Consider the following 14,000-nt stretch of genomic DNA (forward strand, 5'->3'; position numbering starts at 1 on the left):
GGCGGGGACTCTGGCGGATTTCCACTGGGGTCGGCGCTCGCGCCGCCGGCGTTTAAGGTTGCACCATGACCTCGACGCCGCCCGACGCCGCCGCATCCGTCCCGGCCGGCGAGGCGGGCGGCCCCGCGACACCGCACGTGGCTCTGGATCATCCCGGGATCGTCGAGCTGTTCGCGCTGCTCGCCTACGGTGAGGTCGCGGCGTTCTACCGGCTGACCGAAGAGGCCCGGATGGCGCCGAACCTCAACGGCCGGATCAACATGGCGAGCATGGCGGCCGCGGAGATGAACCACTACGAGGTGCTGCGCGACGCGCTGGATCAGCGCGGCGTCGACGTGGTTCCGGCGATGACGAAGTACGCTTCCGCGCTGGAGAACTACCATCGCCTCACCACGCCGAGCACCTGGCTGGAGGCGCTGGTCAAGACCTATGTCGGTGACGCGATGGCCGCCGATTTCTACCTGCAGATCGCGGACGTGATGCCCGACGAGGTCGCGGAGGTGGTCCGCTCGGTGCTGTCCGAGACCGGGCACTCCCAGTTCGTCGTCGCCGAGGTGCGCGCCGCGGTCACCGCCAGCGACCGTCAGCGGCACCGCTTGGCACTGTGGTCGCGGCGTCTGCTCGGCGAAGCGATCACCCAGGCCCAGTTCGTGATGGCCGACCACGACGAACTGGTCGATCTGGTGATGTCCGGCGGCGGACTGTCCCAGATGACGGACTTCTTCGATCGGCTGCAGAACACCCACAACCGGCGCATGCAGGAGCTCGGCCTGGCCTGATCGGTCCCGGCGCGCGCGATCAGCGCGTGCAGTTGGTGATGATCGAGTTGTTGTTCTGCGCCGCGATCAACGAGCCGTTGGCATCGACGATCGCGCAGTTGAGCTGACCGCCGACGCTCGTCGCGGTGACCGAGCTCAGGCTCACGCCCGGGTTCAACACGATCGTCTTCGACCACGGCAGCGCCACGTTCACGTCGGTCTGCAACGCACCCTGGGCATCGGTGTAGATGACCGTCACCAGGTCGATGAGCTGCCGATTGCCGGTGATGCGGTAGGTGACGGTGCCCGGGACCGCGGCGGCCGGCGGTGGGGCGGCCTGCGGCGCGAGCAGCACCGGGGCCGGGGCGACGGGCGCAGGGGCAGGAGTCTCGGCGGTCGGCGTCACGGTGGTGACGGTCTCTGCCGGCAGCGTCGGCGTGACCGGCGCCGCGACCCGCGGGGCGGGCGCCGCAGACGGTTCCGGGGCGCTGGAGGTCGGCAGCGGCGAGGCGACGGTCGCCGAGACAGATCCGCTGTCGCTGCCGCCCAGGATCATGCTGGCGGTGATGACCGCGACGAACAGGATCGCGCCGGCCACGCCGGCGATCCACATCCAGCGGCGGTCGATGCGGGCTTCGTCGAGGTAGTCGTCATAGTTCTCGGCCCCGTCGTAGTCGTCGCTGTAGTCGGACCCGTCGTAGTCGTGGCTGTACGGCGGGAGCGCATCGGTGTCCGAATCGCCGTAGGGGTCCGAGTCGTCGAGGGTCCCGTAGGCGCCGTACCTGCCTCCGCGTCCGCCGCCGCGCGGGCTGCGGATACGTTCGGTGGGCGTCAGAGAGTACGGCGATTGCGCGGTATAAGGCCTGTTCATCGAAGCTTTCCCAGTCGTCTCTATCCGTTCGCCCCGATGCTACTGAGACAGGAGTGACAGATGGGGCTGACGCGGCTCCTGGGCGGTCACGGTCGGGACTCGGTTCGATCGCTACGGCGTTATGGCGCCCCGGCGAGCGTTCGCCGATCGCGAAAGTCGTTCCGCCGGGCGCGGGGTCGGGGGTCCGGAGCCGCCCTGCCAGGCCGGCGTCCACTAGCCTCCAATACGTACGAGCACACGAACAGAAGGGTTCCCACCGTGGAGGTCAAGATCGGTGTCACCGACAGCCCACGCGAGCTGATTTTCGCCAGCGCGCAGACGCCGGCCGAGGTGGAGAAGTTGGTCACCGATGCGCTCAGCGGCGATCCGGCCGTCCTGGGTCTCACCGACGAGAAGGGCCGACGGTTCCTCGTGCAGTCCTCGCGGATCGCCTATGTGGAGATCGGCGCGGCGGATTCGCGGCGTGTGGGCTTCGGCGTGACCACCGTCGGCGCTGAGGTCACCAAGAGCTGACGTCGTCGCCGAAATTGCCCTCCGGCACACGGGCGTCCGCCCCGCGGGAGCGCAATTTCGGCGGGGTCGGTCAGGACCTGGTCATCGGAACGTGTGACAGTCCGCCCCAGATGAACTGGACGGTGCCCTCGACGGCCGCGTCCTTCTCGATCGGCCGTTCGTTGTTGAGCCAGTAGCGCGCGGAATCCACGCTGATGCTGACCAGGCCCACGGCGATCATGCGGGCGCGGTGCGGCTCCAGCCCCGAATCGTGGCTGATGAGGTCGAACACGGCGTCGGTGCAGGATTCGGTGGCGACCTTGACCTGCGCGGCGACCTGCGGCTCGGTGACATAGTCGTTCTCGAAGATCAGCCGATAGCCCTGGCTGTCGTGTTCGATGAAGTCGAAGAACGCCTGCACGGCGGCGCGCACACGCTGCCGGTTGTCGGTCGTGGTGCGCAGCGCCTGGCGCACACCGGAGACGAGGTTGTCCACATGGCGTTGCAGCACCGCCAGGTACAGCTCGACCTTCGATGAGAAGTGCTGGTAGAGAACGGGTTTGCTCACTCCGGCGCGATCGGCGATCTCGTCCATGCCTGCGGCGTGGTAGCCGCGGTCGACGAACACCTCGCTGGCTGCGACGAGCAGCTGCCCGCGGCGCTCGTCGCGCGGCAGGCGGTTGCCACGCCGGGCTGCGCCGGTGGAGGCGGTGCCGTTGGCCGGCTGGCCCCCTCGCCGCTGCGCCGTCCTGGCCAGTTCGCTCATCAGAACCTCGAGATCTACTGCCGGCGCGACCGGCTTCTTGAATTCGCTGCGAATGACAGTACTACCGTTGGCCGACCATACGCCTCAGGACAGGTGGCGGGTCAGCGCCGACGCGGCGAAACCGCAGCTGCGCCTGCGGTTCGGTGGCGCGCCGGGACGGCAAGTCTTGCGGGCTGTGTCATCCTGTTTCGGTGACCTACGACTCCCGTGCGCGCGGAGAAATGGGTCCCGAGCACCGGGGCGCCGGACAAGCGCCGGTACTGCGCGACGAGTGGCGCGAGCCGTTGCGCGCGCAGCGAGACCCGCTGGCCGAGCAGCCGGGCCGGGTCCGATCCAACCGTGACGAGCGCAAACGATGGCGCAAACAGACCTGGATCGGACGGTTCGTATCCACCTACGGCTGGCGCGCTTACGCGCTGCCGCTGCTGGTCGTGCTGACCGTCGTTGTCCTCTATCAAACGATGACCGGCACCAGCGTGCCCCAGGCGGCGGAAGAGGAAGGGCCGGTGCAGGGCCCACCCACGATCGGAGTGCCGAGCACATCCATCGTCGGCGCGCCGCCCAAGGGTCTGACCCAGTTCGACGCGAGCCTGCCCACCGGGATCCTGCCCCAGGGCGGGCCCTTCACCGAGGCCGGCGCGCGCACCTGGCATGTCGTTCCGGGGGCCGCGCCCCAGGTCGGCCAGGGCACCACCAAGGTGTTCACCTACACCGTCGAGGTGGAGGACGGCGTCGACACCACGAGTTTCGGCGGTGACGAAGGGTTCGCCCGCATGGTCAGCGAGACGTTGGCCAACCCGAAGAGCTGGACGCACAACCCGCAGTTCGCCTTCACCCGCATCGACGCCGCCGCCGGGGTCGTTCCGGACTTCCGGGTGTCGCTGACCTCGCCCATGACGATCCGCGACGGCTGCGGCTACGACATCCAGCTCGAAGCGTCCTGCTACAACCCCGCCTTCGAGGGTCAGCCGCGTGTGTTCGTCAACGAGGCGCGGTGGGTGCGTGGCGCGGTGCCCTTCCAAGGAGACATCGGCTCCTACCGGCAGTATCTGATCAACCACGAGGTCGGCCACGCGATCGGGTACCAGCGGCACGAGCAGTGCCCGGAGAACGGTGCGCTGGCCCCGATCATGATGCAGCAGACGTTCTCGACCAACAACAACGACGCCGCGAAGTTCGACCCGGGCACCGTCACCCCCGACGGCCTGACGTGCCGTTTCAACCCCTGGCCGTACCCGATCGCCTGAGCGCCCCCGGGCCTGCACCGCGAGCGCGCGTGTCTGCACACCGACGCGCCGCGAAACCTGTGCATCGACGCGCGTTCGCGGCGCCCGAGCGCGCGGGAAGCGTATGGGCCTCGTTGCTGTTGCAACCCTTACCTGCTGAGATGGTCAGACAGCCAACCAAGGAGATTGTCGGTGTCGTCACCGTTGCCGCCGCTGGTAGAGCCAGCCGCTGAACTCACCCGCGACGAGGTTTCGCGCTACAGCCGCCACCTCATCATCCCGGACCTCGGTCTGGACGGACAGAAGCGGTTGAAGAACGCCCGCGTCCTGGTCATCGGCGCCGGCGGCCTCGGCTCGCCCACGCTCCTCTACCTCGCTGCAGCCGGTGTCGGGACCATCGGCATCGTCGAGTTCGACGTCGTCGACGAGTCGAATCTGCAGCGCCAGATCATCCACGGCCAATCCGACATCGGGCGTTCGAAGGCCCAGAGCGCCAAGGACTCGATCCTCGAGGTCAACCCGCTCGTCACCGTCAACCTGCACGAGGTGCGCCTCGAACCCGACAATGCAGTGGAGCTGTTCGAGCAGTACGACCTGATCCTCGACGGCACCGACAACTTCGCAACGCGCTACCTGGTGAACGACGCCGCCGTGCTCGCGGGCAAGCCGTACGTCTGGGGCTCGATCTACCGCTTCGAAGGTCAGGTCTCGGTGTTCTGGGAGGACGCCCCCGTCGACGAGAACGGCAACGCGCGGGGCTTGAACTACCGCGACCTGTATCCCGAACCGCCCCCGCCCGGAATGGTGCCGTCGTGTGCCGAAGGCGGAGTGCTCGGCATCCTGTGCGCGTCCATCGCGTCGGTGATGGGCACCGAGGCGATCAAACTCCTGACCGGCATCGGTGAGCCGCTGCTGGGCCGGCTGATGGTGTACGACGCGCTCGACATGACCTACCGCACCATCAAAATTCGCAAAGATCCCGCCACGCCGAAGATCACCGAGCTCATCGACTACGAGGAATTCTGCGGTGTCGTCTCCGACGCCGCCGCGGAGGCGGCCGCCGAGTCGACGATCACACCCCGCGAGCTGCGCGAGCTGCTGGATTCGGGTAAGCCGTTGGCGCTGATTGACGTTCGCGAGCCGGTCGAATGGGACATCAACCACATCGAGGGTGCCGAACTCATCCCCAAGGGTGCGTTCGAATCCGGAGAGGCGCTGTCGAAGCTCAAGGTCGACCGCACCCCGGTGTTCTATTGCAAGACCGGGATCCGTTCCGCCGAGGTGCTCGCCATCGCCAAGCAGGCAGGGTTCTCCGACGCGCTGCACGTTCAGGGCGGGATCGTGGCGTGGGGCAAGCAACTCGAACCCGACATGGTCATGTACTAACGCCAGGTTGGGCGTTGCTGCCTTTAGGCTGTGGCGGTGACCGCAGAGCGCCCGCCACAGCATGTCCTCGCAGCCTTCGGGCTGTCCGGGGTGCAGCCGGCGCCGCTGGGTTCCAGCTGGGAGGGCGGCTGGCGCTGCGGTGAGGTCGTGTTGTCCATGGTTGCCGACCACGCCAGGGCCGCCTGGTCTGCGAAGGTCCGCGAGACCCTGTTCGTCGACGGGGTGAGACTGGCCAGACCGGTGCGCTCGACCGACGGCCGCTATGTGGTTGCGGGCTGGCGGGCCGACACCTATGTCGCAGGAACTCCTGAACCGCGCCACGACGAAGTCGTGTCTGCCGCAGTGCGGTTGCACGAGGCGACGGCCAAGCTGGAGCGGCCGCGGTTCCTCACGCAACCACCGATCGCGCCGTGGGGCGACGTCGACGTGTTCATCGCCGCCGACCGCGCGGCCTGGGAGGAACGACCGCTGCATTCCCTGCCCCCGGGTGCCCGGGTAGCCCCGGGGACCTCGGACGGGCAGAAGTCCATCGAGCTGATCAACCAGTTGGCGTCGCTGCGCCGGCCCACCAAGAGTCCCAGCCAGCTGGTGCACGGCGACCTCTACGGCACAGTGCTTTTCGCGGGAACGGCGGCGCCGGGGATCACCGACATCACGCCGTACTGGCGACCCCCTGCGTGGGCGGCCGGCGTGGTCGTGGTCGATGCGCTGTCCTGGGGTGACGCCGATGACGCACTGATCGAACGTTGGTCGGCGCTACCGGAGTGGCCGCAGATGTTGTTGCGGGCGTTGCTGTTCCGGCTGGCGGTCCATGCGCTGCATCCGAGGTCGACCGCTGCGGCGTTCCCGGGTCTGGCTCGTACGGCCGCACTGGTGCGCCTCGCGCTTTAGCGCTGTCAGGCGCAGCTCAGCCGCGGCAGATCTTCCTCCACCCGGCGCGTCAGAAGGTGTGGCGGTACTCCTGCAGCGGCACCCGTCCGTCTGCGGCCAGCACCCCTTCGGCCCGTAGGCGTTCGAGCTGGCGGGTGGTCAGGTGCGGGGCGGGGCGGCCGGAGGCTCTGATGACCCGGTGCCAGGGCAGGTCCGCGGAGTCGGTGCGCATGATCCAAGCGACGATGCGCGGGCTGGAAAGGTCTGCGGCGTGGGCGATGTCGCCGTAAGTGGCAACTGAGCCCGGCGGGATCGAGGCGACCAGTCGACGCACCGCCTCGACCTGCGCTTCGGTGATCGCCGCCATGGTCAGGCCAGCCGGTCCCGAATGGCCGCGGCGGTCTCGGCGGGTTTGGCGAGTGGCACCATGTGGTCGCAATCCCATTCCAGCAGGGCGAAGTTGGGCCCCAGGCCGGCGTCCAACGCGGCGATCAGTTCGTCGCTGGCATACGGGGGATCGGTGCGGGTGGCCCGGACCAGGGTGGTCGGCGTGCCGTCGCGTGGCACCGGGACCGGGCGGGTCAGCTCGCTCCAGTAGCTGAGCATGGCCGGAATGCTGATGCGCCAGGCCACCCTGCCGTTCGCCGAGTCGACGAGGTGCTCGTCGAGTTCACGCTCCAGTTCCTCCTCGGCGACCTCGCCCCAGGAGCCGCCCAGCTTCTCATGGCGTGCCTCTTCGCGGCTGGAGTAGTCCGGCGAGTTGTACATGTCGTCGGCGACCTCGCGCATCCAGCGGCCGTCGAGGGCCACTGCGGGGTCCAGAAGAACCAGGCCCGCAATCAGATCGGGACGCGCCGCGGCGAGATTCAGCGCGATGGCTCCGCCGAACGAATGCCCGGTGACAACCACGGGGCCGTCGGCCTCCGTCTCGATCAGCGCGGCCATCGCCGACACATTGGCCTCGATCGTCCACGGCGCGTCCCACGACGAGCGACCATGGCCCAGCAGGTCGGGTGCCACGGCCGGCACGTCGGGCAAGTGCTGGGCGAACAGGCTCTCCCACCGCTTGCCGTGTCCGGTCAGTCCGTGGATGGCCAGGACCTTCGCGGGCGCGGCGGGTCCGAAGCGGTAGGTGCACAACAGGTCGGTCACAGTGCCGATGCTGCCAGGCTCGTACGCCTGCGACCAGGTCAGGGGGACTTGTCGTACCCGCGTGATGTCATGCCTGCATGTCCGCGCCACACACCGAACTGACCCCCGAGGCCCTGGGCCGGCGGGAGATGCGGGGCACCGTCCGCGTGCTGGGCGGGCCGGGCACCGGGAAGAGCAGCCTGCTGGTGGACACCGCGGTCGCTCACATCGCCGACGGTCTCGATCCCGAATCTGTTCTCCTGCTGACGGGTTCGGCCCGGTTGCGCACCCATGCCCGGGCTTCGATCACGGCTGCGCTGCTCGGCGCCGGTGGGCGGGAAGCGGTGCGGGAGCCACTGGTTCGCACGGTGCACTCCTATGCGTTCGGGGTCTTGCGGCTCGCCGCCCAGCGCGCCGGCAGCCCGCCTCCGCGGCTGATCACCAGCGCCGAACAGGACGGCATCATCCGCGAACTGCTCGCCGGAGATCTCGAGGACGGTGACGCCTCGCCGGTTCGGTGGCCGGAGCGGCTCCGCCCGGCCCTGAGCACCGTGGGGTTCGCGACCGAACTGCGCGATCTGATGGCCCGCTGCAGCGAACGAGGCGTCGATCCGGTTGCGCTGCAACGTATCGGGCGTTCGAGCGGCCGCCCCGAGTGGCAGGCTGCGGGTCGTTTCGCGCAGGCCTACGAGCAGATCATGCTGCTGCGCTCCGCGGTGGGCATGGCGGCTCCGCAGGCCACCGTGCCCGCGTTGGGGGCTGCGGAACTCGTCGGGGCTGCGCTGGAAGCCTTCGCGGTCGACCCGGAGCTGCTTGCCGCCGAGCGCGCGCGTATTCAGCTCCTCCTGGTCGACGACGCCCAGCACCTCGATCCGCAAGCCGCGCGGCTGGTCGCCGTTCTGGCTGCCGGATCCGAGCTCACCGTGATCGCCGGCGATCCGCATCAGACGGTGTTCGGCTATCGCGGAGCCGATCCGGCGCTCCTACGCAGTGAGGGGCCGGCGCTGACGCTGACCCGTTCACACCGTTGCGCCGCCCCGATCGCCGAGGCGATCAGTGCGGTCGCCCGACGGCTGCCCGGGGCGGATGCGGCGCGCGACTTCTGTGGCGAGGACCGGCTCGGCTCGGTGGCGGTCCGCATCGCGGCGTCACCGCACGCGGAGTCGGCGCTCATCGCCGATGCGCTGCGACGTGCCCATCTCGTCGACGGCGTGCCTTGGTCGCAGATGGCGGTGATCGTCCGCTCGGTCCCGCGGCTGGGGGCTGCGCTGGCGCGTGCCCTGACGGCGAGCGGGGTCCCGGTCGACGAGCCGCAGGCCGCGGTACCGCTCGCCGACCAACCGGCAGTGCAGGCACTGATGGCTGTCTTGGTAGCCACCGCCGACGGGCTCGATCCCGAACGCGCTCTCGCTCTGGTGACTGGCCCGATCGGACGCATCGATCCGGTGTCGCTGCGGCAGCTGCGACGGGCCCTGCGTCGCGGTGCCCCGGGTTCCTCCGACGGGTTCGGCGATCTGCTGGTAGCCGCGTTGAGCGGCGATGCCGCTCCGGATCGCCACCTGCCCGAGGATCAGGCACGCGGGCTGCGCCGGGTCCGTGCGGTGCTGGCGTCCGCGCGAGCCAGTGTCGAGGCAGGCAGCGATCCCCGCCACACCCTGTGGCAGGCCTGGCACCGTTCGGGCCTGCAGAAGCGCTGGCTGGCGGCCAGTGAACGTGGCGGTACCGCCGCGGCTCAGGCAGATCGCGACCTCGACATGGTCACGGCGATGTTCGACGTCGCCGAGCAGTACGTGAGCCGCACCGCGGGCGCCTCGCTGCGCGGACTGGTCGACCACGTCAGGGGCCTCTCGCTGCCGCCGGTCACCGGTGACGGGCCGGGAGGTGACGCGGTTGCGCTGGTCAGCGCGCACTCCGCGCTCGGCCGCCAGTGGGAGTTCGTGATCATCGCCGGTCTGCAGGAAGGGTTGTGGCCGAACGTCTCACCACGCGGTGGTGTGCTGGCCACTCAGCAGCTCGTCGATGTGCTCGACGGAGTCGTCGAACCCGGGCAGCATCTGTCGAGCCGAGCGCCGCTGCTGGCCGAAGAACGTCGGTTGCTCATCGCGGCCATGGGACGGGCACGCAGCAGCCTGCTGGTGACCGCGGTCGACAGCGACTCCGGCGACGCGGCGATGCTGCCGTCGGCGTTCTGCCACGAACTCCAGGCAACGGCCACAGACGGCGCGCCCGAGCAGGCCGCGCCGATCCGGGCGCCCCGCGTGCTGGCTCCGTCGGCGTTGGTGGGCCGGCTGCGATCGGTCGTCTGCGCAGCCCCGGGGGCAATCACCGACAGCGAGCGACTCTGTGCGGCAGCGCAATTGGCCCGCCTTGCGGAAGCGGGTGTGCACGGCGCCGATCCGGGCTCGTGGTATGCCACGCGGACGCTGTCGACCGATGATCCTCTCTGGGACGGCGACGACCACGTCGTCACCCTGTCGCCGTCGACCCTGCAGATGCTCTCGGACTGCCCCCTTCGGTGGCTGCTGGAACGGCACGGCGGCGCCCGCGGCCGCGACGTCCGCTCGACCCTCGGTTCCCTGGTGCACGCGCTCGTGGCCGAATCCGGGAAGACGGAGTCGCAACTGCTCAACGAGTTGGAATCAGTCTGGGAGCGTCTGCCGTTCGAGGCGCAGTGGTTCTCCGACAACGAGCTGACCAGACATCGCGAGATGGTGGAGACCTTCCTGCGGTGGCGCACCGAGACGCGTGCCCACCTCAGTGAGGTGGGCACCGAGATCGACGTCGACGGTCAGGTGGGCGACAACAGCCCCGACGGTCCGGGGGTACGCCTGCGCGGACGGCTCGATCGCCTCGAACGCGACAGCGAGGGTCGGCTCGTCGTCGTCGACATCAAGACCGGCAAAAGCCCGGTCAGCAAGGACGACGCCCAGGCCCATGCGCAGCTGGCGATGTATCAGCTCGCCGTGGCAGCAGGTCTGCTCGCCGACGGCGACGAGCCCGGCGGCGGCCGGCTGGTCTACCTCGGCAAGACCACCGCCGGCGGGGCCACGGAACGCCAGCAGGACGCGCTCACCCCCGAGCGCCGTGCCGAATGGCAGGCCCAGGTGCAGCAGGCTGCTGCAGCCACCCAAGGCCCGGACTTCGTGGCACGGGTCAACGACAGCTGTGCGCACTGCCCGGTGCGCGCGATGTGCCCGGCGCAGAACCCCAGGAGCGACGCGTGACGACACCCCGGTACAGCCCGAATGAATTAGCCTCGGCTCTGGGCCTTTTCGCGCCGACCGAGGAGCAGGCTGCCGTCATCGCCGCACCGCCCGGGCCGCTGGTGGTGATCGCCGGCGCCGGCGCCGGCAAGACCGAGACGATGGCCGCCAGGGTGGTGTGGCTCGTCGCGAACGGCTACGCCCGTCCCGGCGAGGTCCTCGGCCTGACCTTCACCCGCAAGGCCGCCAACCAGCTGCTGCGGCGGGTGCGTGCGCGGCTGGCACGGCTGTCGGGTGCGGGCCTCACCATCCCCACCGGCGGCGCTGATCTCGCCGACGACCCCGTGACGGTCAGCACCTACCACGCGTTCGCAGGAAATCTGCTGCGTGACTACGGGCTGATGCTGCCGGTCGAGCCCGACACCAGGCTGCTGGGCGAAACCGAGTTGTGGCAGTTGGCGTTCCGTGTGGTGTGCGAACATCCCGCCGCCCTCGACACCGACAAATCTCCTGCATCGATCACGGGAATGGTGCTGCGGCTGGCGGGTCAGCTCTCCGAACACCTCGTCGACACTGCGCAGCTCAACGACACCCACATCGAGCTCGAACGGCTCGTGCACGCGCTGCCGGCGGGTCGATACCAGCGCGACCGGGGGCCCAGCCAGTGGCTGCTGCGCATGCTGTCCACGCAGACGGAGCGCACGATGCTGGTCCCGCTGATCGATGCGCTCCATCGGCGGATGCGCGAGGAGCGGGTCATGGACTTCGGCATGCAGATGGCCTCGGCCGCGCGGCTGGCTTCCCAGTACCCGACGGTCGGTGAGCAATTGAGGCAGCGTTACCGGGTCGTCCTCCTCGACGAGTACCAGGACACCGGACACGCTCAGCGCGTGGCGCTTTCGTCCCTGTTCGGCGGCGGCGCCGACGACGGTCTCGCGCTGACGGCCGTCGGAGATCCCATCCAGTCGATCTACGGGTGGCGCGGCGCGTCGGCGACGAACCTGCCGCGCTTCACGACCGACTTCCCGCTCGCGGACGGCACCCCGGCGCCCACGCTGGAGCTGCGCACCAGTTGGCGCAACCCGCCGGAGGTGCTGCATCTGGCGAACGCGGTGTCCGTGGACGCGCGACGCCGATCGGTTGCCGTCCGGTCCCTGCAACCCCGGCCCGCCGCCGAACCGGGCACCGTCCGGTGCGCGCTGCTGACCGACGTCGAGACCGAACGGGAGTGGGTCGCCGACCAGGTGGCAGGCATGTGGCACCACGGGGTCGCGACAGCCGGTGGTGCACCGACGGCAGCGGTCCTCGTGCGTCGCAACGCCGACGCGGCGCCGATGGCCGAGGCGCTGACGCGGCGTGGGGTTGCCGTCGAGGTGGTCGGACTGGCCGGACTGCTCGCGGTCCCCGAGGTGGCCGACGTCGTGGCGATGCTGCGCCTGTGCGCCGATCCGACCGCGGGGGCAGCGGCCGTGCGTGTGCTGACGGGCCCGAGGTGGCGCCTCGGTGCACGTGACATCGCAGCGTTGTGGCGGCGCGCCGTCACGCTCGTGGACACCGGGTCTGTAGCGGATCCTGGGTCGACCGCGGCCGGCATCGTCGCCCAGCTCGGGCCGGAGTCCGACACCGCGTGCCTGGCCGATGCGATCTGCGACCCCGGCCCCGCGGCCGCGTACTCACAGGCGGGCCACGCCCGCATCGTCGCGCTGGGCCGGGAACTGACCGCACTGCGTTCGCACCTGGCAAGCCCGCTTCCCGATCTGGTGACCGAGGTGCGTCGCGTTCTCGGTGTCGACGCCGAAGCCCGTGCCGCGCAGCCGGTCTCAGCCGGATGGTCGGGGACCGAACACCTCGACGCCTTCGGTGATGTCGTCGCGAATTTCGCGGCGCAGGGCGCCGCGACGGTCTCGGGACTGCTGGCGTACCTCGACGTCGCCGAGGACGTGGAGAACGGGCTGGCCCCCGCGGAGGTCACAGTGTCCACCGAGCGCGTGCAGATCCTGACCGTGCACGCGGCCAAGGGGCTGGAGTGGCAGATCGTCGCGGTGCCCCACCTGGCGGGGCGGGTCTTCCCCTCGACCGCGTCGCCGCGTACCTGGCTCACCGATGCCGCCGACCTGCCGCCTCTGCTGCGGGGAGATTGCGCGACGGTGTCCGACCACGGTGTGCCCGTGCTGGACACCTCCGATGTCAGCGACCGAAAAAGTCTGTCCGACAAGATCAACGACCACAAACGCAGCCTGGAGCAACGCCGCAACGACGAGGAACGGCGTCTGCTGTACGTGGCGATCACCCGCGCCGAGCAGACCCTGCTGGTGTCGGGCCACCACTGGGGGGCCACCGAGTCCAAGCCGAGGGGGCCGTCGACGTTCCTGACCGAACTGAAGCAGGTCATCGATGCCTCGGTCGAGGCGGGCGCGCCCTGCGGCACCGTGGACGTCTGGGCCGACGCACCTGCCGACGGTGAACCCAACCCGCTGCGCGATCGTGTGGTCGAGGCGGTCTGGCCGGTCGATCCGGCGGGCGGACGACGAGAGCCGGTGGACCGCGGTGCGCAGTTGGTGGCCTCGGCGATGTCCGGAAACGCTCCGACAGAGACGGCATCCGACGTCCACGGCTGGGTCACCGATGTCGATGCGCTGCTGGCCGAACGGCAGCGGGCGACAGAGCGGCCGGCGCCGCCACTGCCTCAGCAGTTGTCGGTGAGCGCCCTGGTCGACCTGGGACGGGATCCCGACGGGGTCAGGCACCGTTTGCAGCGCCGCCTGCCTCGGCGCCCGGACGCGCATGCACTGTTGGGCACCGCGTTCCACGAGTGGGTGCAACGCTATTTCCAGGCTGAGAAGCTGTTCGATCTCGACGATCTGCCCGGCGCCGTGGACGCCGACCGTCAGGACCACGGAGAACTGGAGGACCTGCAGGCGGCGTTCGCCTTGTCGCCCTGGGCTTCGCGCACTCCGATCGACGTCGAGGTGCCGTTCGACATGACGATCGCCGGACGCGTGGTGCGCGGCCGCATCGACGCGATCTTCGCCGAGGATGACGGCACCTTCACCGTGGTGGACTGGAAGACCGGCGAGGTGCCGTCCATGCCGGAAGCCCTGCAGGACAACGCATTACAGCTCGCCGTCTATCGGTTGGCATGGGCGAGGCTGCACGGCTGTCCGGCCGAGGACGTGCGCGCCGCATTCCACTACGTGCGCCCCGGTCGCACGCTGATGCCGGAGGAGTTGCCCGACGAGGATTCGTTGGAAGCTTTGCTCATCGACGGTGGCGGCGACGAGGAGGCGGCCTAGCGGA

The 14,000-nt window shown here is 69.6% G+C and carries 11 protein-coding genes; 7 read left to right on the top strand and 4 right to left on the bottom strand.

Annotated features, from left to right (window positions below; translation table 11 throughout):
• Nucleotides 1-65: 65 nt before the first annotated feature.
• A complete protein-coding gene (locus tag FHR72_RS14140; RefSeq protein WP_183468984.1) occupies nucleotides 66-779 on the top strand; it encodes a ferritin-like fold-containing protein in 714 nt (237 codons plus the stop codon).
• Nucleotides 780-798: 19 nt separating this feature from the next.
• Here FHR72_RS14140 and FHR72_RS14145 read toward each other — a convergent pair whose 3' ends face one another.
• Entirely contained in the window at nucleotides 799-1,629 is an 831-nt protein-coding gene (locus FHR72_RS14145) for an MmpS family transport accessory protein (RefSeq protein WP_183468986.1), read from the bottom strand.
• Nucleotides 1,630-1,887: 258 nt separating this feature from the next.
• On the opposite strand from FHR72_RS14145, the gene FHR72_RS14150 reads away from it, so the two are divergent.
• Nucleotides 1,888-2,142, top strand: a complete 255-nt coding sequence (locus tag FHR72_RS14150) for a DUF3107 domain-containing protein (protein WP_183468988.1) — start codon at nucleotides 1,888-1,890, stop codon at nucleotides 2,140-2,142.
• A 70-nt stretch (nucleotides 2,143-2,212) separates the two neighbouring features.
• Here the strand turns inward: FHR72_RS14150 and FHR72_RS14155 are convergent, their stop codons facing one another.
• On the bottom strand, nucleotides 2,213-2,887 hold the full coding sequence (locus tag FHR72_RS14155; RefSeq protein WP_183468990.1) for an HTH-type transcriptional activator FasR: 675 nt from the start codon (nucleotides 2,885-2,887) through the stop codon (nucleotides 2,213-2,215).
• A 221-nt stretch (nucleotides 2,888-3,108) separates the two neighbouring features.
• Between FHR72_RS14155 and FHR72_RS14160 the strand changes: the two genes are divergently transcribed.
• The 3 genes from FHR72_RS14160 (at nucleotide 3,109) to FHR72_RS14170 (ending at nucleotide 6,390) form a co-directional block, all read left to right on the top strand.
• Nucleotides 3,109-4,134 carry a DUF3152 domain-containing protein gene (locus tag FHR72_RS14160; RefSeq protein WP_183469148.1) on the top strand — a complete coding sequence of 342 codons (1,026 nt, stop codon included), beginning with the start codon at nucleotides 3,109-3,111 and terminating at the stop codon, nucleotides 4,132-4,134.
• A 171-nt stretch (nucleotides 4,135-4,305) separates the two neighbouring features.
• Entirely contained in the window at nucleotides 4,306-5,499 is a 1,194-nt protein-coding gene (gene moeZ, locus FHR72_RS14165) for an adenylyltransferase/sulfurtransferase MoeZ (RefSeq protein ID WP_183468993.1), read from the top strand.
• Between the two features lie 36 nt (nucleotides 5,500-5,535).
• Nucleotides 5,536-6,390: a TIGR02569 family protein gene (locus FHR72_RS14170; protein WP_183468995.1), complete on the top strand. Its 855-nt coding sequence runs from the start codon at nucleotides 5,536-5,538 to the stop codon at nucleotides 6,388-6,390.
• 49 nt (nucleotides 6,391-6,439) lie between these two features.
• Here FHR72_RS14170 and FHR72_RS14175 read toward each other — a convergent pair whose 3' ends face one another.
• Nucleotides 6,440-6,736: an MGMT family protein gene (locus FHR72_RS14175; RefSeq protein WP_183468997.1), complete on the bottom strand. Its 297-nt coding sequence runs from the start codon at nucleotides 6,734-6,736 to the stop codon at nucleotides 6,440-6,442.
• A 2-nt stretch (nucleotides 6,737-6,738) separates the two neighbouring features.
• Nucleotides 6,739-7,521 (bottom strand): alpha/beta fold hydrolase, encoded by a 783-nt coding sequence (locus tag FHR72_RS14180; RefSeq protein WP_183468999.1) that lies wholly within the window; start codon nucleotides 7,519-7,521, stop codon nucleotides 6,739-6,741.
• A 77-nt stretch (nucleotides 7,522-7,598) separates the two neighbouring features.
• Here FHR72_RS14180 and FHR72_RS14185 point away from each other — a divergent pair, with 77 nt between their 5' ends.
• Entirely contained in the window at nucleotides 7,599-10,724 is a 3,126-nt protein-coding gene (locus FHR72_RS14185) for an ATP-dependent helicase (RefSeq protein ID WP_183469001.1), read from the top strand.
• Nucleotides 10,721-13,996: an ATP-dependent helicase gene (locus FHR72_RS14190; protein WP_183469003.1), complete on the top strand. Its 3,276-nt coding sequence runs from the start codon at nucleotides 10,721-10,723 to the stop codon at nucleotides 13,994-13,996. Before FHR72_RS14185 ends, FHR72_RS14190 begins: the two co-directional genes overlap by 4 nt.
• The last annotated feature ends 4 nt before the right edge of the window (nucleotides 13,997-14,000 follow it).

The organism is Mycolicibacterium iranicum (assembly GCF_014190915.1).
Lineage (GTDB): Bacteria > Actinomycetota > Actinomycetes > Mycobacteriales > Mycobacteriaceae > Mycobacterium > Mycobacterium iranicum_B.

Bases quoted from the DNA above. Each gene is read 5' to 3' on its own strand.
- FHR72_RS14160 (WP_183469148.1), top strand. From the start codon at position 3,109: ATGGGTCCCGAGCACCGGGGCGCCGGACAAGCGCCGGTACTGCGCGAC.
- FHR72_RS14175 (WP_183468997.1), bottom strand. From the start codon at position 6,736: ATGGCGGCGATCACCGAAGCGCAGGTCGAGGCGGTGCGTCGACTGGTC.
- FHR72_RS14145 (WP_183468986.1), bottom strand. From the start codon at position 1,629: ATGAACAGGCCTTATACCGCGCAATCGCCGTACTCTCTGACGCCCACC.
- FHR72_RS14140 (WP_183468984.1), top strand. From the start codon at position 66: ATGACCTCGACGCCGCCCGACGCCGCCGCATCCGTCCCGGCCGGCGAG.
- FHR72_RS14185 (WP_183469001.1), top strand. From the start codon at position 7,599: ATGTCCGCGCCACACACCGAACTGACCCCCGAGGCCCTGGGCCGGCGG.
- FHR72_RS14155 (WP_183468990.1), bottom strand. From the start codon at position 2,887: ATGAGCGAACTGGCCAGGACGGCGCAGCGGCGAGGGGGCCAGCCGGCC.